We start from the raw sequence: 17,276 nt of genomic DNA, 5'->3' as shown, positions 1-17,276 counted from the left end.
TGCCTTGTATTTTACCGACTAAAAATAATCGAAAATTTTTTTGTCGGATTAAGGAAAATGGGTTTTCATTCCGTTGTAATGTTAAGTTTGTTTAGGAAATTTTAACCCTCAAAATATCAATTTAAAAATGGAAATAGGAATTAAAAAAAATTACAGTGGTATTCTAACAACTGATAAATAGTTTTGGGTAATTGTAGTAGTATCACTATTCATGTTGTGGATAAAAAATGGAAAAAAAGTTGTTAAACATACTTATTGTATTATGTCTTGCTGCTTTTCCATTCCTATTCAGGGGATCAAAAATGAGGGAAACTCTAGTTGTTTATTTCTCTAAAGGAGTTTTAGCAACCCTAATTGATACTTATGTTGTTGCTAAAAAAAGGGTTGAATACCCAGTTCGTCCTTTTCCTAGAATTTTTTAAAACTAACATCATTATCTTTTATAGCACTTGTCTGATATCGTGCATTAAACTTAATAAAAGGGGCAGTCTAACTGTCCCTTTTTATTCATAAAATTTAGTTTTAAAAAACCAGTTGTGAAAAGCTTGTGTTAAGTAATCAGTTATCCAGATTGTTATAAAACTCCAATACCAAGTCCATTTTTTATATTTAATTAATTTTGTATATTTCACTGCAATTATTTCAAAGATGACTATTACAGAAGTACTAATAAAGCAATGCAGGGCTTTTAAAAGGTTAGATCTATTTTTTGGATAGTACAAACTAAAAAAAGCGCACAGTCCAGGATATATAAAGTATTCAAATGAAAAAGAAGCTTTATTTGCTTTTTTGAAAAATAAGCGATATGGATAGGAAATTAAGTTTTTTTCTACCACAAGTAATCCAAAAATCCATGTTAGTACTTGTTTAAATAAAAATACAACTAGTGATTCACGAATTTTATTTTTTGGTGTAAATTTTATTAATAATAATGACACAATTATCCAGGATGAAATTTCGATAGTTTTCTCTGCTTTGTTTTTCATTAATTATCCTCCTTTATATATAGTTTTTACCGTTAGAATTGATTAATTCAATTTTTGTTTATGTAAAATTATTCTCCGGATAGATGTTTGAGTGAGTAAAGATGGACGGCTTTTTTACTCCCTTAACGGAAGTCAGGGTACAGTGTCAGTGTTTAAATATCCAAGTTGATGGTAGTCTAGTAAAGTTGCAGGTTGATGCATGGACTAACTCTCCTTACTTCGGGTCACAAGGCTTAGCTATTCTTTGATTCTAATTGGTTCACCATACTGTGTGGAATAGAAAAATACAGAAGTTGCTAAAAATAAGGCTGCCGACATACTAGTGGCTATTGTTATGAGACAACATAATTCCGAACAAGTTTGTGAAGAAATGTGCATAAAATAACCATTATTCTTGTTGTACAAACGGTGCATGTTTGTTGAAGAAGGATATTTTCTGTTTTAAGTGAATTAGAATTACAAACAAACCTTAAACGAGTGATTGTATGGATTTTGTTTCGATTTATACGGAGGGGAGACAATCACCCCTATGATCATCCTGCCTCTTGTGAATTTTTTGATGTCGGAAATGAAGTAATTTGTGAACAGTTTTTTAGTCTGGGTATTACCTTAAATAAACAAAAGAGTAAAAGGTGATGAAGAAGGAAATCATGGTAATCATTTCTTCTGAAAACATCGTTGAAAAATATAAAAGAGTAAAAGAAAGAAACGACAACCATATTTTGGAGTGGGTATACCTCGATTAAGGTTTAGTGAGGGAATAATTATTATAAGAATAGGGATAAGAATCGCCGTTTCCATTTTTTAGATTTTCCCCGTGTTCCATGTATTCAACTTCTTGGGTAATGGCATTAATTAATAGCACTGCACCAATAAATTGAATCAAGCTACTAACTAAAAGAATTTGGTCTCCTATTTCATTTTTTTCATTTATAACATAAATGTTACCGATCGCTCCTAAAAAAGAGCCTAAAGAAACAAAGCTATTTCCTGTAATAGCAAGGGTCCTATAGGATGAATCCTCTTCAAGAGCTGCGCCAATTGCTTCAAAAGCTGCACCAAGACCTTGGACTCCACTGCCAAGGGTATCTAATTTGATTCCCTCTCCCTCAGCGCCATTCATGTCAATGCTTACTCCGACTGAATTTGTAGTATTACCAGCCGCCTCAATCCAATTACCGAAGATGGTATATATTTGCGGTAGCTCCCTCTCCGATGTTAACAATTTAGTTCTCCCAATCGCTTGCAACGAATTTCCGCAAGCTTCTATCCCATTTCCTTTTATGATTAAATCTTTCCCCAGATCACTGTGGGTGAAAGTTTGCTGGGTCTGCCCGATTGTATCAATAAGTGAACCAACAACAAGTAACCATGTTCCTGAAATAAGAAGGTCTTCTCCACGAATAGTCATATTCCCAAACGCTCCTTAAAGGGGGTATATTATATTATTCATAACCCAGCGTAAATTTACATAAACCTTCAAAACAACGTTATTGCCCATCGTTTCTACTTATTAGGCTGTGTTAAACATTCATGTTGTCATGATTGACTGTGCAGCCAATCATAGTACATGACTTCGCCTGTTTCGAGCACATAGCGGACAGGCTTACTTTCACTCACTTCCGTTACTTGATTGAGAATCAGTTCTTTAAATTTGTTGGTTACAATTCCATAAAAGAAGGCAATTGGTTTTACTACGGATTTAGTAGATTTCAGTTTACGGATCAACTGCTTAAAGGACTGAACTGCAATACTAAGAATGTCGTCTGTATGTTGATCGTATTCAAAGCGAAACGCAGCGATTTGGACCATATGCCAGTATTCTTCAATCGTTTTAGCATCAGCAAAGAAGTATTTTACGGCTTGAACAAAAGCTTGAGGAACTTTTTCACTAACAAAAGTGTGATCAAGTTCAATCGGCGCTTCGTTACGTTTAGTAATCTTTTGATTATTTGTTTTTAAAAGATTAGTAGTTTCTTTAGGGTGGTCCAATTTTTTCGTCTTGGGTGGTTCACTCTGTGGGAAACGATTAAAGCTATACAGGTTACTAGACTGTGAACCATTTTTTCGTTCTGTTTCATAGATGCTGAGGATTCCTAAATCTTTGGCTTTGATGATCATCCTTTTAAAAGTAGAGCGGGAAATTCCATTACCTTGATACTCTTCATTAATGGCTTTTAGCACAGTCCCAATTTTGGCATTACAAACCCCAGGTACCTTTGCAGAAAAACGAACAAGACGTTTTAATCCGACGAGCTCACCCTTTGAAAACTCCTGCTTCTTTACCGCTAACCACATCTCGATATGCGTATTAAACTCCTTCACACTCTTAAACTGAGAATACCCTTCAAACCCTTCAATTCTGCCTGATTTCAAATTCATAAAAATGCACCAGCCTTTCTACCCTCTATATATAAATCAGGAGGGCAAAAGGACATGGTGAAAAAGAAGAAGTTGTTACAGGATTGTGAACGGTTAAAGGGAGTCCGAGTCCTGAGGGACGGTTCTCCTGGTACAAGGTTGGAAAAAAGGACCGTGAGAACCGTCCCCTCGGTACGATCGATTGTTATACGATACGTGATTAATTTTTACACGATACGTTATTCATTTTTATACGATTCGTTAATTCATTTTTTACGATACGTAGGCAAAAAGAAAAAAGAAAAAGAAAAAGAAAAAGAAAAACAACAACAAGTTCTTTTAAAAAAAATAGAGGAAAATCCAAATCCTTGCGTTATCGTCATATCTTTTCACACAAGGTTTCCCAGAGATCAACAAAGGGGTCATTCCAACACTAATACATTTCACAAAATATTCACATGTAGATAAAATTCACCCTGTCCGTATTCGGCTATTTTTCATATATAACATGTGAAAGTAATTTACATGAGGAAAGGTTCGTGATGGAAGATGGCAACGTTTAGAATGATACCAACAAATTTTTGGAGGAATCCGTTTGTATTAGAAGAGATGACACCGGAGGACAAATATTTTTACCTTTATCTACTTACGAATTCTCAAAGCACTCCTTGGCAGCTATAAGATTACAAAAAAACAAATTGCTTTTGACTTGGGCTATTCGATCGAGGAGGTAAATTCATCAATCGAACGATTCACCAACCATCACAAGATAATTCGTTACAATTCTGAAACGAGGGAACTCGCATTTAATAACTGGGAGGATAATAACCTGTCTAAACCAGAAAAACCTGATATAGATCATCTTTTTCCTGAGGAGGACGAAGCTACCTCAATGATTTTCGAAGCTCAATTAGAAATAGGAAATTCGTAGTATGTATCTATCTTTATGTAGGCGTATAGATTGTTATCAACCCGGAGGATATCGATCAAGATGAACACTATACATTATTGGCAATAGGCTAAGATTTGCTACTATTTTCCACTATTTTAATCCCTTTGACCCCTATTAAAATAAAGTTAACATAGTTTGCTATTTTAATAGGAGAGGCAGGCATTGCCATGAAACCACGATTACAAAACTGTTTTAAAATCTTTATTGTTTTCTTTTTAGTGTTTATCAGCCTTACCAGTAATCTCACTCTTGCAGAAGCTGCTAAAAAGGATCGAACTTCACCAACTGCACCAACTAATTTAAGGTCAGCAGGAATAACTTCTTCCACTGTCTCATTAACTTGGACGAGCTCTACGGATGATAGTGGAGTTAAAGGTTATGACGTTTACAAGAATAATAGCTATATCGGGAATACTGCCTCAACCTCTTATACAGTGGGGAATTTAAGTTCTAATACTTCTTATAGCTTCTACATAAAAGCTCGGGATGCTAGTGGAAATGTTTCTGCAGCTAGTAATACGATCAATGTTACCACTTCCGCGCCGGTAGTTGACACGCCTCCGCAAGTAAGCAATTTTCAGGTTTCTCCTATTGCAAGTGATGGTCAAACTATAGGTGGAATGGTTACATTATCTGTAAGTGCAACTGATGATAAAGGAATTAGCAAGGTTGAGTTTTACAGCAATAATGGCGGATATCTAATTGGAACGCGAACGTCGGCGCCATATAGTGTGAATTGGGCTACAGATCCATGGGTGCCGGATGGAAGCCAAACGTTAATGGTGATTGTGTACGATACGGCCAATCAAACAGCGCAGGTTTCAAAGACCGTCTTGGTGAAGAATACGGTTTCCCCTGAACCGACTGCCTATAAACGAGTCGGATATTATACTGGCTGGTCCACTTATTCAAACTTTCATCCAGCCGATATTGATGCCAGTAAACTTACCCATATTAACTATGCATTTGCAAACATCTCTTCAGATGGAAAAATTGCATTAGGGGACTCATGGGCAGATGTGGAAAAACCATTTCCAGGTGATACCGCTGATCAGCCTTACAAGGGGAATTTTTATCAATTCACCAAGTTGAAACAGCAATATCCACACTTGAAAACACTAATTTCTGTTGGCGGCTGGACTTGGTCGGAAAAGTTCTCGGATGTAGCCTTGACAAAGCAATCGAGGACAATCTTTGCTGAAAGTTGCCTGCAATTCCTATTGAAATATGGCTTTGATGGTGTTGATTTGGATTGGGAGTATCCAGTAGGTGGGGGAGAGGCAGACAATTTCAACCGACCTGAGGATAAACAAAACTTTACACTTTTATTGAAAAAAATAAGAGAAACATTGGACGCTCAAAGTGCACGGGACGGGAAGACGTATTTGCTAACAATTGCTGCTGGAGCAGGCAGCTCTTATGCTGCAAATACAGAACTAAACTTAATTCATCAGTATGTGGATTACATTCAATTAATGACCTACGATATTCACGGATCCTGGGAGAGTATGACAGGGATGAATGCACCTTTGTACCGTGATCCCGAGTCTGGCTTCTCTTGGGAGTGGAGTGTTCAAGATACAATCAACCTTTATCTCAATAAAGGGGTACCTGCGAATAAACTCATCATGGGAGTTCCCTTCTACGGCAGAGCCTACAACCAGGTAACGAATAGTAATAACGGGCTATACCAGTCCTTCACGGGCGGGGGATCTGCTATCAGTTATGCGAATTTAGAAGCGAACTATGTAAACAAAAATGGATTCATCCGATACTGGGAACCAGATTCCAAAGTTCCATGGCTGTTTAATGGATCTCAATTTATCAGTTACGATGATACTGAATCAATGGGATATAAAACTTCCTTTATCAAGGCAAATGGTCTGGGTGGTGCGATGATGTGGGAACTTAGCCAAGATCCCAATAGAGTGTTAGTGTCGAAGATTTATAATGACTTGAAATAAAGAACGTTTCCCCTTTAACAAGTCCGGAACTTTCTTATTCATGGATCGTAACCCTAAATTTTGGTTAGGGGAGGTATTTCGTAAAGATGACAAAAATGTACCCGAAGGTCTCACCTGGGCTACATATGACTAAAAATTCTTGAACTTCAATAGTAGCATTACTGAACAAACAGTAATGCTTTTTTCTTTTCAAGTAACGCGCAGGTTAATTGAAAAAGGGATGAAAAAAAGAAGGACAGATTAAACTAACCAACCTGTCCTATTACCGTAGGAGACACCGGTACTTGATGACATAAATTAAACTTCATCCTCTCAGTGAATACTTTTTCATGACCACATCGGTCACATATAAACCAAGTTGCAATATATCCCCATCCATCGGGTCTCTGGTTTGATTCTTCATAGACGTGACCTTTTAATTTACGGATGATTTTCGTTAAAATACCCATCATAAAAACCTCCTTCAATTAAAAGTTGATTTTCTATTTTTTCATATTTATGCTCCAATGCTTGTCATCGTTGTTTTAAGTTTTCACTACAATCATTACAAAGAATTAAATTATTTGGCCCTTGATCTATTTTCTTAGCTACAACGCATAACAGATTGGAGGGGGCTAAAAAAATTGTGAAGTATTACACTTAAAGTAACTGACACTTAAAGTAACAGGGAGGTTAGTTTAAGTACAATGTTTTATCTTTGTTTAACAATCGGGCCATTTAGTTAAAGAACGAAAAGAACTGTAGATTAATTTCTACAGTTCTCAAAATGTCTACAGACAATAAAATTTATACAAACACAGATAAGAATCTTCAAGTTATACATCAGTTTTAATGATCATTAAAAATAACATCTTTTATTTTTATAAAATTTTCATTCCAACCTGTCTGAAATCATTAATTAATCCAATGCACAATATCCTTCATGTCTCTTCTTCCTCTAGGGAATAATTTAGAGTCAATTGTTCGGTATCCAAATGCGACCATAGCCGAAACAGCTAAGTAACCATCCTCTAGTAAGTTTTCTTCCGCAAGGAGTTTTTCTACCTTATCTATATAAAACCCTTCTATTGGACAAGAGTCAATTCCAAGTAACGCTGCTACAGTCATCATATTGGCAAAGGGAAGAAAAGTTTGTCTTTTAGTCCAATCCAACGCTTTTTGCTCACTTTCTAACACGTTTAGTTGGTTTACTTGGAAATCCCTTATACTCTCTATTACTTGATCAGAGATTTCAGCTGGGAAACCCGTAATATTAAGCACTTGATTTTTTACATATTCTGAGTCGTACCTTGTATCCTTGCTTGTTCTTGAAAGAATGATAACGAAATGGCTCGCAGTTGAAAGATGACCTTGTGCACCTGGAGAAATTTCTCTTAACTTTTCTCTGAATTCCTGATTTTGGACAATCAGGAATTTCCAAGGCTCAAGACCACATGAGCTTGGCGAAAGTCGGGCTGCTTCTAAGATTACATTGAAGTCTTCCTCTGTAATATTTTTTGTTTGATCAAAAGTTTTTATAGCACGTCTAAAATTAAACGCATCAAGAATTTCTTGTCTTTTTACTACTTTTTGTGTCATGTTCAGGCACTTCCTTTTCCTAATATATTTAAAATGGAGAATCGAACATACAGCATGACTCATTCCTCCATTTCTATTTCCAACAAAGTTAATCATCGGAATTCCCTTCGCATGTTAGAACTTTGACAACATCTGTTGTATAATTGATTCTAAAATAGAATGTATCTATTCTCAATCATCAATGTTGGTGTTTTATTGCTTAAACAACAAATAAAGAAAATTGTTGTATATGTCTAGAAGAGAGGTATAAATATGCAAGATACGAAAGTAGATCCTCGTATTATTCGAACAAGAAGACTATTAATGGATGCCTTTTTAAAGTTAACTATTAAAAAAGATTTCAAGGATATTACGATAAAGGACATTACAGATGAAGCAACTGTTAATCGTGCTACTTTTTATTCTCATTTTCAAGATAAATACGACTTAATCGATGCTGGCATTACAGAAGATATATTAGAGAATATTGTGGAAAAATTGAGCCATTATGATCAGTTAAATGAAGAGTCTATTATAAATATCTTTTTTACTTTGACTAAGTTTCACACAGATTTAGCTACACAATTAGAGACACAATGTAGAAGAAGTTATGCATCTTTTAGTTCAATAATTGAACAAAAATTAAAAAAGGAATTGGAAAAAGTATTATATTCTCTCCTTTTAAAGCAACAGTCTAAGCAAGATTTGGAAACCTTAAAAATTGGTGCGGCTGTGCTAAGTTGGGGAATATACGGGGCCTCAGAGGATTGGAAACATAATAGTTCGTTATCAGCAGAACAATATATTAAAATAGCCTTACCTTTTATAGTAACGGAAATAAATCCTTATAAAGGATGATTATTGACCATGTATTTTTTCACAATATCCGTTTAGCTTAGGAAGCGTTACTAAACAATCGGACGCTTTTCTTTAATAAGAAGGCGTCCTTATCCAATCAAACACATTCTGGAGCAATATATTTCAATTGCAGTTATAGAAGAGAGTGTGAAGGATTTTACTTAAACTAAACGGCCAGTAGTTTGTTTTTCAATAAAAAGTTTTATTACCTCACGGATACTAAAAATGTTCATAACGATATGAGTACACCTAAAAAATATGCATCGAGGAATTTTATTTTGATATTTCTTAAAGTTTATAGCGTATTGTAGTAATTATCTGTTAGTAAGTCTTCTTCTTATGGAAAACAAGAAAAAAAGGGCCGGTATATATAGGAAAACAAAGTAAAAACTTATTTCGTTTGTTAGATTCCCTAAGGTATCTACCATTGCACGATTCTCAATACAGTTCGAGACAATGTATATGAATATCATAAGACAGGGTAAAGATAGTTTAGGTCTCATTTTATACAGTTTCTTTAATAATCGTGTACATGACCAAATCGGAATGCAAACAGTAGGGAGGATCACTAAAAACCAAGTGAAAATGAAGATATACTCAAACCTTTCTATAAAGGGTAATTCAATGATTTTTGTCATCGAAAGTGTTGGCCAAAGTGTCTCCTGTAGCTGCCCCTGGCTAAAGTACACTAATGTAACGAGTGTGATTACTACATATAAAAAAGTTGTATATAAAAGAGCGATATGAGCCCACTTTTTTGATTTTTCGGGATTCTTAATATAAGGAAGATAGACTACCAAAGTTTCAAAACCAACAAATACTAGGCTTGCTGATTTTGAAGACTTTAATATATCTATAAAAGAATGATTAAGTATTGGTATTAGGTTATCTAGGTGTGCATACCTGAGTGGAAAATAAAGAGTGAAAAATAAAGTACTTGGCAGTACTACACCAAAAAACGCTAACCCGGTTAATTTACGAAATCCTCCAGACACAAAGTAATAAATAATAAACCCAATAAATAAGCCCAGCTCCCAAGTACTTATCCATGGAAATATCCAAAGTTGGATAATTTCTATATAGGTTCTAAATACCACAACAAACAATAGAAGAAAATACAATACGAGACCAGTTGAAATTACTTTACCAAGAATTCTACCCAAACATAGGTCATGAATAGCTAAAATATCATAGGAGGGTAACAACATCTTATAAATCATCCATACAATAAGATGTGTGCTTAAACCCATAATAATAACAGATATCCATGCGTCTTGTTCCGTATATTGGGCGACAACCCTTTGAAAGTTCAACATACCAATACCAGTTTGAGAAGCATGGATAAGGAAAAAAACATAAAAGGTTGATACTAAATATTTTTCATCTATCTTCGTGACATTCACTTTCCTACCCCCGATTGTAGTAAATTAACATGTGCGTTAACGTTGAATTTAATGTCGGGATAAATCCTATAAAATTCTTTCTCGTTCCAATTTCGATCTCTTCCTCTAAATAAGTCTCCAAAACCAAAGGGGTCTGTATTTTTGGACTGTAAGCTGATAATTAAATCTTTCGTTTTTTTGGAAACCCTTTTTTCTATTTGGTTCTGAATAGATTTCATTCTTTTGGGGTCACTCAGGTTAATATCTTCAGGTGCATCTTTAATTATGCAACTCAGTCTTAATGTAACATTAACTTTTGGTTGTTTGGATGTTTGATCACTTATTGTGAATTTTGATTTACCACTCACCGTTCGAATATCTAACATCCTTTTTTCACCGCTAGCTGAATAGGGGAACTCAAAATTCCCATATTTCTTTTTACTTTTTAATAATTTGAAGAATATCGAGTCCTTTTGGCTAACTTTCATTTTCATTTTATCCTGTTTAAAAATAGCTAATCCATCCAATTCAACTATCTTATTCTTGTTTATCTGAATAAAAGGTATATAGACATCTTGTCCGGTTCCGTAATACTGATAAAAAACTGAATGGAGGTTTGTTGGAGGTGTATTGTTGTTTTCCTCATTCTGCTTTATTAGATTAGATAGATAAAATGGGGTTTTACCAACTGATACAGACAAAATCTGATCAGCCTTATCTTTTGATATGACCAAATAAGTATTACTTCCAATGATAGGGTCTCTCTTAAGGGTAGTAATTAAATCTCCGATACCTTTTTGAGCTAATCGTTCATTTAATACAATTATCCTTGTTTGACCAACCTCCATAGGAGAAGCGGATTGGTTGTTAAAAGAAGTTAATATACCGGTATTAGTACTTGCAATACCATGAACAACATCTGGTCCCTTATGGCCTGGTATATATAAACTTGGATAAGTTGCGCTTCCAAGAATTTTTCCGTCTTCTAAATCAAATCCCATATCAGAGATAACTATAATTTCATCTATAACCTTGTCGCGTGTACATCCTGTTGATGGGAATAACAAAAGTATAATCAAAAAGCACACACAAAAATTAGTTTTATTCATCGTCAAATTCATCCTTACCCTCGTTAACCTGATACCTACGTTTCTTTTTGGGGCGTAGGTAACTAGGTCTTGTAGTTGTATATCGAAATGGAGATCTAATAAAGCCATCCTTGAAGTCAGTAATTCTAAAAGGGTATATTGGAGCTAAGTATGGTGTGCCAAATGATTTTAATCGCATTAAATGACCCAGCATCAATGTAAAACCAGCAATTATTCCGAATCCGCCCCACCCGGCTGCTAATAATACCAATGGAAATCTTAGTAGCCTAATCGTATTTGCCATTTTAAAAATGGGCGTGGTAAAAGAGGCTAAAGCTGAAAGTGCAACAATAATCAGAAGGACATTGCTTGTCAATGCTGCTTCTACTGAAGCTTGTCCTATAACGATCCCACCAACAATCCCTAACGTTTGACCTACTTTAGTAGGTAATCTGGCCCCAGCCTCACGTAGTAATTCAATTGTTACTTCTAGAAATATCACCTCTAAAAAGGGAGGAAATGGTATATTTACTCGAGACTCAATGATTGGACCGAGAAGATCCTTTGGAATAATAACGTAATGATGTGTGAGAACGGCGACATATAAAGGTGTAGCAAAGACCGAAAAAAACACTCCAAATAAACGGATGATTCGAAAAAAAGACCCCACAATCCAAGGTAAGTAGTAATCCTCTGGAGAGATAAAGAAATCAAAAAAAGTGGAGGGACCTGTAATGACATAGGGAGAGCCATCACAGATAATAATCACTTGGCCTAAAAGTAAGGTATACGTCACCCTATCTACTCTTTCTGTGGATAAGAATAAAGGAAAAGGGGTATTCGAATGATCTGAGATCGTTTGGTCTATCAGGGCACTTTCGACAAAATCAAGATCCAGGTCACGTAGTCTTTGCCTAACAGTATTTACATGTTCTGAGTTTGTTATATCTTCTATATATCCAATAACAACCCGTGTGGAGGTCATGGAACCCATTGTCAACTCTTCAAATATTAATTTTGAGCCTGAAAATTGTTGTCTTAATAATTTCATATTCGTTTCGATATCTTCAATGAAGCCAAGTTTTGGTCCCACAACACTAAATTCATTCTCTGTTTCGTTGTTTTCTCTATGACCGCGTTTGCTGTTCTTTACATTAACAAGAGCAAAATTTGTTTTATCACTTTTTAACCGAATTAAAATGTGACCTTTGCGAATCTTTTCTCCCGCTTGTTCAGGGTTTTCTGAACATAGTTGAATTTCACTAATTGGTATATATTTAATTACATCATTTAGGTTCTCAAAAGGTGAATGCTCTTGTAGTGGTAGTAATAGAAAATGATTAAGTGTTTCTTCATCGATTAATGTGCTGAAAAAGAATAATTCAATATTAGGTTTATCTAAATGAAGTTTTTTGAAATCACTAGATTTTGATGCTTGTATCAAAAATACATCTATATTTTTTATTAGTTTATTCTTATGATTTTGTTTTCTAAACAAATAAAACCACCCCAAGAAAAGCAATAATAATTTAGTTTTTGAGGGAAATAGAATATCATTCATAATTTAATTTAATTTAATCTAACAGTCGTTTATTATTTTCTTAGTGCCTATATTTCATTCTAAAAAGCACTATGATTAAATTAATTTACCTTTAAGTTATCTTTTGTAAGTTTCTAACTTATATACTCGCTTACTTCACATTAATCAAATGGTCGTTTATTATTTTTATCATGAGACATAAAGATGAAAATAAAAATGAAAGTATATTTCAAGCAGCAATAGATCTTATAATGAGATTGGTTTAGCTGAAACATCAATGTCAAATATCGCCAAGAAAGCCAATGTTTCGTCATCAACCATTTACGTATTGCTGGGGTTGTGAATAATTGTACTTACACTATCGTGGGGGCTTTCGTTGAACATACGGTTGCTTACTGCAGCAGCTTTTTTTCTTGTTCCATTAACTATGCAGGTTAATTGAATGGGAATGGATTCAGAAGATCGTTTTAGAGTCAGTCTTTTTGCCTTGTAACTGTTGCAGATAAAAGAGTTACTATTTGAATGCACACTGGAACTCAATTTCATTGATAATAGTTAATGAAATGGTAAAAATAAGGAATAGGAAAGGAGGGTAAAGAATGTCTGTGAAAAAGTGGTTAACAGGATTGGTCTTTTTACTTGCAATGATTGTGGTTGTGACAACTTCAGGCTCACTCGGCGTATTTGCCGAATCCATTGTTACAACACAGCCTATGGCGACGGTGAAAGCGATTGAAGTCGAGTTGAACGATGATTACTTTAATCCAAAAGTCATCACGATTCCCAATGCAAGAACGACAACGTTGATATTGAAGAACGTTGGTAAGAGGGAACATACCTTCACAGTGAAAGAGCTTAGTATTGACGTAGAAGTCCAGCCGGGAAAAGAAAAAACCATCACCGTGAAACCGGAAAAGACTGGTACATATGAGCTGATATGTAGTTACCATTTCAAGGAAGGAATGGTTGGAAAGGTAATAGTCAATTAAAAAGCAGGGCCAATCTGTACTGCACCCCAAAAGTTAGAGTGAAATCTAACTTTTGGGGTGTATTTTTATGGCCAAATATAGTGAAGAATTTAAGTTAAAGTTAGTCAAGGAATATCAAGATGGGAAATTAGGATATATTCTTTTAGCTAAAAAGTATGACATGAAAGACAGTACTCCGATTAGGAGATGGGTAAAGGTATACGAGAAATTTGGTGTGGAAGGTTTAAAGAGGAAGAAACATAGAGAAACATATTCTGTTCAATTCAAGCTAGATGTATTAAGCTTTATGAAGAGAACAGGTTCTTCAGAAACTGATACAGCCCTTGTATTTGGCATAACTAACGCTCCTATGATTGCAGCTTGGAAAAGGGCTCTTCTGGAGGGTGGTACTGAAGCCCTGGATAGACCGAAAGGACGGCCATCCATGTCTGATAAAACTAAAAAAAACAAAAAGAATAAACACATTGAAGATAAGGAATTAACGTACGAACAAAAGTTAGAAAGAGAAAACGAACTTCTTCGTTTAGAGGTAGAATATTTAAAAAAGTTGCGAGCTTTTCAGATGGATCCGAAGGGCTATCTCGAAAAGCACAAGCAGCATTATCATTCGAACTTAAAGAAACCTTCAAACTAAAAGATGTTTTACAAATAGTCGGCATTCCTGAATCCACCTACCATTATCATATAAAAATGATGAATAAGGAGAATCCAGACCAGGAGTTGGAGGAACTTATTCAATCCATTTTCGAAGAACATAACGGAAATTATGGTTATCGTCGTATTCAATTAGAATTAGAAAACCGTGGGTATGAAGTGAATCATAAGAAGGTGCAACGCATCATGAACGAGCTTGGGCTCAAGGGAGATAAATTCAAATTAAAATCACGCAAGTACAGTTCATACAAGGGTACAACTGGAACTGTTGCCAAGAACCTTATCAATCGCCGCTTTAAAACGAATGTGTGTCATCAAAAACTAACAACAGATATTACAGAATTTAAGTGTTCAGACGGTATTAAGCTATATTTAAATCCAATTATGGATATGTTCAATAGTGAAATTCTTTCTTTTGGTATAGGTATGCGTCCAACCTTAGATTTAGCTCTCACCCCCCTCGAGGAAGCACTAGAAATAGTAAAAGATTCAAAGTTTAGAACTACTGTACATTCTGATCAAGGATGGCATTATCAACATAATAAATGGGTGAAAACCCTTAAGAAAAACAAGGTGTTCCAGAGTATGTCTCGTAAAGGAAACTGTTTAGATAATTCGCCAATGGAGAACTTTTTCGGATTACTAAAACAAGAAATGTATTACGGGGAAGCACTATGCTCATATGAGGAATTAAAAAAGAGAATTGAAGAATATATCAGTTATTATAATAACAAGCGTATAAAGCAAAAATTGGCAGGTATGAGCCCGGTTCAATACCGGGTCCATACTAGCCAATTAGCTGCTTAATATAAAACTCTAACTTTTGGGGGTCACATCAATCGGGCCTTGCTTTTTTTATAGGTAACGGTAACTTGCTTATTTAGGCTGCATATTGATATTTATTGCCTATAAAATGTAATATTTAACTCCCCTGCTGGAGTAGACTTAACGTCTGAATAATGAGTAAGGAAGTCTTTACCATACCAATAATTTATCTCGTCTTTAGTCATTTCTTTATCTTCTATATTGAACTCTGTTACCCCGTAATCAGGAGCTTCACCCAAATGAATGTTAACAATTGGATTTGGTCCCGTTGCCACTTGAACGTTTTTCACTTCCCAATGAGTAATTTCTGAAACATTTATTGCGATTATATCTTCTTGGTCTGGTGCTTCATTTTTTTGAGCTACTGCCTGGCCCTCAATCTTCTTTACTTGACCATATCCTTGACTTTTGCCACCATATCCTTGACCTTTACCAATGTTATCATTGTTTGATACGTTAGTTGTGTTAGTGTTGTTGTTTTTGAGTTTATTATTTGTTGTGTCAGTTTGATTACATGCTGTAAGTGCAAGTACTAATACTAGAACAAGTCCAAGGAGTTTCATTATTGATTACCTCCATAAAAGTTCGTACTCACTTAGTATTCTAAATCTTGTTTGTTGGTATTCAATAAAGAAGGTATCTAAGCTACCTATGAAGATAATAAGAAACGGAACCCCTAGATGATTCACGACTCCTTTTTTCTATGTGCCAGTTTAAAACAAGCTGTTGGGAAAATCAGCGCTATGGTGGTTCCACGATTTGGTACATATCTATTAGTTGGAGAGAGCCTCCGTGCTTTTTTAAAACATTGTAGCAATAACTCAAACCAAGACCATTTTTTTACTATCTGGTTATGACTTCATGCTTGTTATCACACTCAGCCATAGGTCATTATCGGCAGCGTTTGGTTTTTGGAAAAGACTGATCCGTATGTGATCGCACCCATTTTACTATTTCTAGCTTTAGTAGAAAAACCAGTGGTACCGGATAATTTTTATGGCTTCCATGTGCAAAGTATATCAGGAGTATTTCATGCAGGCTCCATGCTTGTTATGGTGATTCTTGCCTATTCACTTATTAGGGGAATAGTTAAAACCAATAGAAGAATAAATGTGGAGGTAAAGCAATTAAAACAAATGGAATTAATAAATGGTACTTGGCAGGACTTATATAAATCGCAAGTCATAACCTGGATAACTTAATTCTATATGGGTTTGATCGATTTCCAATTATCATCACGATGCCCTACATCATAATCGCCCCTGCTTTAGAAAAATTTTATAAAAAAACGAAACAAATTAGCAGGGATCAATGTGGATCTCTGCTTTCAATTTGTTTTTTTTAATATCCTCTATATTGTCACTAACTCTCCGATTATCTTCCTTTTCCTGTATGAATTGTTGGAATATCCCTGTTACTTCCAGTTCTTTTACTTGTACTTTTCATTTTCTAAAATAATGACAGTTTCATTATTGGAAGCTTTAGCGACATGCTTGGTATTCTCCACCAAACGGTAAATATTATCACAGCATCGTTTGGCGCCTATCACTAATAAAGGGACTCCAATGACGTCAATATTAAGCACTCTCGAAAACAATCCCCCAAGTGACATAGCCATTGGAACTGTTGGAGAGGTATTGGAAAAAACAAGTTTTTCGTTTAACTGAAATTTTTCCTGAAAGAGCAACGCCAATTCTCTCATGGCTGGCACCACATATTTGTCTCGTTTCCGGCCAATGGAATAAACGGAATTACCATCCTCATCGATCCCATGAAAAAGAAGTTTTCCAAAGTCCTTTTTCGTTAAATGATTAAAATATTGGACATTAAGGATTTCTTCTTTCGTCAGCTTTCTTTCAGATTGAGGCAATTGTTTCAAATGGTAGGCCGCTGCCAAAGCAGTGGAGTGTGTCCCTGCGAAATCATTATAGATATATAACATCGGAAATCATCCTCTATATATTCTCTTACCTATAATATGGATATTTTTAGTATTAACATACAAAGCGATAAATCTTTATTGTGTTCTTCTATGTAAATATGCACCGGATCAAGGGATAACATGTTATTCCAAGATGGAAATGAAGAAGTTAATTGTAACGGAACTATTATAGCTAGCG

The 17,276-nt window shown here is 35.1% G+C and carries 17 protein-coding genes and 1 pseudogene; 8 read left to right on the top strand and 10 right to left on the bottom strand.

Annotation, left to right across the window (positions count from 1 at the left end; translation table 11 throughout):
* Positions 1-503: 503 nt before the first annotated feature.
* Positions 504-986 (bottom strand): CBO0543 family protein, encoded by a 483-nt coding sequence (locus tag QFZ31_RS06385; RefSeq protein WP_307301793.1) that lies wholly within the window; start codon positions 984-986, stop codon positions 504-506.
* Positions 987-1,077: 91 nt separating this feature from the next.
* On the opposite strand from QFZ31_RS06385, the pseudogene QFZ31_RS06380 reads away from it, so the two are divergent.
* Positions 1,078-1,234 (top strand): annotated as a pseudogene (locus QFZ31_RS06380) (3-carboxymuconate cyclase); the annotation flags it as partial.
* 494 nt (positions 1,235-1,728) lie between these two features.
* On the opposite strand, the gene QFZ31_RS06375 reads toward QFZ31_RS06380, so the two are convergent.
* Together QFZ31_RS06375 and QFZ31_RS06370 are read right to left on the bottom strand one after the other, a co-directional pair.
* Positions 1,729-2,397 (bottom strand): DUF6944 family repetitive protein, encoded by a 669-nt coding sequence (locus tag QFZ31_RS06375; RefSeq protein ID WP_307301792.1) that lies wholly within the window; start codon positions 2,395-2,397, stop codon positions 1,729-1,731.
* Between the two features lie 128 nt (positions 2,398-2,525).
* Positions 2,526-3,368 carry a hypothetical protein gene (locus tag QFZ31_RS06370; protein ID WP_307301790.1) on the bottom strand — a complete coding sequence of 281 codons (843 nt, stop codon included), beginning with the start codon at positions 3,366-3,368 and terminating at the stop codon, positions 2,526-2,528.
* 1,098 nt (positions 3,369-4,466) lie between these two features.
* On the opposite strand from QFZ31_RS06370, the gene QFZ31_RS06365 reads away from it, so the two are divergent.
* The gene (locus QFZ31_RS06365; protein ID WP_307301788.1) at positions 4,467-6,263 is read left to right on the top strand and encodes a glycosyl hydrolase family 18 protein; all 1,797 of its coding nucleotides are present in this window, start codon (positions 4,467-4,469) and stop codon (positions 6,261-6,263) included.
* A gap of 245 nt (positions 6,264-6,508) precedes the next feature.
* On the opposite strand, the gene QFZ31_RS06360 is transcribed toward QFZ31_RS06365, so the two are convergent.
* A complete protein-coding gene (locus QFZ31_RS06360; protein ID WP_307301787.1) occupies positions 6,509-6,712 on the bottom strand; it encodes a hypothetical protein in 204 nt (67 codons plus the stop codon).
* 445 nt (positions 6,713-7,157) lie between these two features.
* Positions 7,158-7,841 (bottom strand): NAD(P)H-dependent oxidoreductase, encoded by a 684-nt coding sequence (locus tag QFZ31_RS06355; RefSeq protein ID WP_307301785.1) that lies wholly within the window; start codon positions 7,839-7,841, stop codon positions 7,158-7,160.
* A gap of 252 nt (positions 7,842-8,093) precedes the next feature.
* Between QFZ31_RS06355 and QFZ31_RS06350 the strand changes: the two genes are divergently transcribed.
* Positions 8,094-8,678, top strand: coding sequence for a TetR/AcrR family transcriptional regulator (locus QFZ31_RS06350; RefSeq protein ID WP_307301784.1), 585 nt, complete (start codon positions 8,094-8,096; stop codon positions 8,676-8,678).
* 314 nt (positions 8,679-8,992) lie between these two features.
* Here QFZ31_RS06350 and QFZ31_RS06345 read toward each other — a convergent pair whose 3' ends face one another.
* From QFZ31_RS06345 to QFZ31_RS06335, 3 genes are read right to left on the bottom strand one after another with little or no spacing between them, the layout of a single operon-like run.
* A complete protein-coding gene (locus QFZ31_RS06345; protein ID WP_307301783.1) occupies positions 8,993-10,081 on the bottom strand; it encodes a GerAB/ArcD/ProY family transporter in 1,089 nt (362 codons plus the stop codon).
* Positions 10,078-11,169, bottom strand: coding sequence for a Ger(x)C family spore germination protein (locus QFZ31_RS06340; RefSeq protein WP_307301781.1), 1,092 nt, complete (start codon positions 11,167-11,169; stop codon positions 10,078-10,080). The genes QFZ31_RS06345 and QFZ31_RS06340 overlap by 4 nt, the downstream gene beginning before the upstream one ends.
* On the bottom strand, positions 11,162-12,709 hold the full coding sequence (locus QFZ31_RS06335; protein WP_373459830.1) for a spore germination protein: 1,548 nt from the start codon (positions 12,707-12,709) through the stop codon (positions 11,162-11,164). Before QFZ31_RS06335 ends, QFZ31_RS06340 begins: the two co-directional genes overlap by 8 nt.
* A 256-nt stretch (positions 12,710-12,965) precedes the next feature.
* On the opposite strand from QFZ31_RS06335, the gene QFZ31_RS33790 reads away from it, so the two are divergent.
* The 4 genes from QFZ31_RS33790 (at position 12,966) to QFZ31_RS06320 (ending at position 15,138) form a co-directional block, all read left to right on the top strand.
* Positions 12,966-13,031 carry a hypothetical protein gene (locus tag QFZ31_RS33790; protein WP_373459904.1) on the top strand — a complete coding sequence of 22 codons (66 nt, stop codon included), beginning with the start codon at positions 12,966-12,968 and terminating at the stop codon, positions 13,029-13,031.
* Between the two features lie 256 nt (positions 13,032-13,287).
* A complete protein-coding gene (locus QFZ31_RS06330; RefSeq protein ID WP_307301779.1) occupies positions 13,288-13,677 on the top strand; it encodes a cupredoxin domain-containing protein in 390 nt (129 codons plus the stop codon).
* A gap of 67 nt (positions 13,678-13,744) precedes the next feature.
* The gene (locus tag QFZ31_RS06325) at positions 13,745-14,311 is read left to right on the top strand and encodes a helix-turn-helix domain-containing protein (protein WP_307301778.1); all 567 of its coding nucleotides are present in this window, start codon (positions 13,745-13,747) and stop codon (positions 14,309-14,311) included.
* On the top strand, positions 14,212-15,138 hold the full coding sequence (locus QFZ31_RS06320; RefSeq protein ID WP_307311289.1) for an IS3 family transposase: 927 nt from the start codon (positions 14,212-14,214) through the stop codon (positions 15,136-15,138). The genes QFZ31_RS06325 and QFZ31_RS06320 overlap by 100 nt, the downstream gene beginning before the upstream one ends.
* Before the next feature lie 92 nt (positions 15,139-15,230).
* Here QFZ31_RS06320 and QFZ31_RS06315 read toward each other — a convergent pair whose 3' ends face one another.
* A complete protein-coding gene (locus tag QFZ31_RS06315; protein WP_307301777.1) occupies positions 15,231-15,719 on the bottom strand; it encodes a hypothetical protein in 489 nt (162 codons plus the stop codon).
* A gap of 348 nt (positions 15,720-16,067) precedes the next feature.
* Between QFZ31_RS06315 and QFZ31_RS06310 the strand changes: the two genes are divergently transcribed.
* Complete coding sequence (locus QFZ31_RS06310) at positions 16,068-16,358, top strand: hypothetical protein (RefSeq protein WP_307301776.1); 291 nt, start codon at positions 16,068-16,070, stop codon at positions 16,356-16,358.
* Positions 16,359-16,585: 227 nt separating this feature from the next.
* On the opposite strand, the gene QFZ31_RS06305 is transcribed toward QFZ31_RS06310, so the two are convergent.
* Positions 16,586-17,098, bottom strand: coding sequence for a DUF3189 family protein (locus QFZ31_RS06305; RefSeq protein ID WP_307301774.1), 513 nt, complete (start codon positions 17,096-17,098; stop codon positions 16,586-16,588).
* Between the last annotated feature and the right edge of the window lie 178 nt (positions 17,099-17,276).

The organism is Neobacillus niacini (assembly GCF_030817595.1).
GTDB lineage: Bacteria > Bacillota > Bacilli > Bacillales > Cytobacillaceae > Neobacillus > Neobacillus niacini_G.
The sequence above is the reverse complement of the archived record's forward strand: the minus strand, read 5'-3'. Positions and strand labels throughout refer to the sequence as shown.

Bases quoted from the DNA above. Each gene is read 5' to 3' on its own strand.
- QFZ31_RS06385 (WP_307301793.1), bottom strand. From the start codon at position 986: ATGAAAAACAAAGCAGAGAAAACTATCGAAATTTCATCCTGGATAATT.
- QFZ31_RS06375 (WP_307301792.1), bottom strand. From the start codon at position 2,397: ATGACTATTCGTGGAGAAGACCTTCTTATTTCAGGAACATGGTTACTT.
- QFZ31_RS06370 (WP_307301790.1), bottom strand. From the start codon at position 3,368: ATGAATTTGAAATCAGGCAGAATTGAAGGGTTTGAAGGGTATTCTCAG.
- QFZ31_RS06365 (WP_307301788.1), top strand. From the start codon at position 4,467: ATGAAACCACGATTACAAAACTGTTTTAAAATCTTTATTGTTTTCTTT.
- QFZ31_RS06360 (WP_307301787.1), bottom strand. From the start codon at position 6,712: ATGGGTATTTTAACGAAAATCATCCGTAAATTAAAAGGTCACGTCTAT.
- QFZ31_RS06355 (WP_307301785.1), bottom strand. From the start codon at position 7,841: ATGACACAAAAAGTAGTAAAAAGACAAGAAATTCTTGATGCGTTTAAT.
- QFZ31_RS06350 (WP_307301784.1), top strand. From the start codon at position 8,094: ATGCAAGATACGAAAGTAGATCCTCGTATTATTCGAACAAGAAGACTA.
- QFZ31_RS06340 (WP_307301781.1), bottom strand. From the start codon at position 11,169: ATGAATAAAACTAATTTTTGTGTGTGCTTTTTGATTATACTTTTGTTA.
- QFZ31_RS06335 (WP_373459830.1), bottom strand. From the start codon at position 12,709: ATGAATGATATTCTATTTCCCTCAAAAACTAAATTATTATTGCTTTTC.
- QFZ31_RS06330 (WP_307301779.1), top strand. From the start codon at position 13,288: ATGTCTGTGAAAAAGTGGTTAACAGGATTGGTCTTTTTACTTGCAATG.
- QFZ31_RS06325 (WP_307301778.1), top strand. From the start codon at position 13,745: ATGGCCAAATATAGTGAAGAATTTAAGTTAAAGTTAGTCAAGGAATAT.
- QFZ31_RS06315 (WP_307301777.1), bottom strand. From the start codon at position 15,719: ATGAAACTCCTTGGACTTGTTCTAGTATTAGTACTTGCACTTACAGCA.
- QFZ31_RS06305 (WP_307301774.1), bottom strand. From the start codon at position 17,098: ATGTTATATATCTATAATGATTTCGCAGGGACACACTCCACTGCTTTG.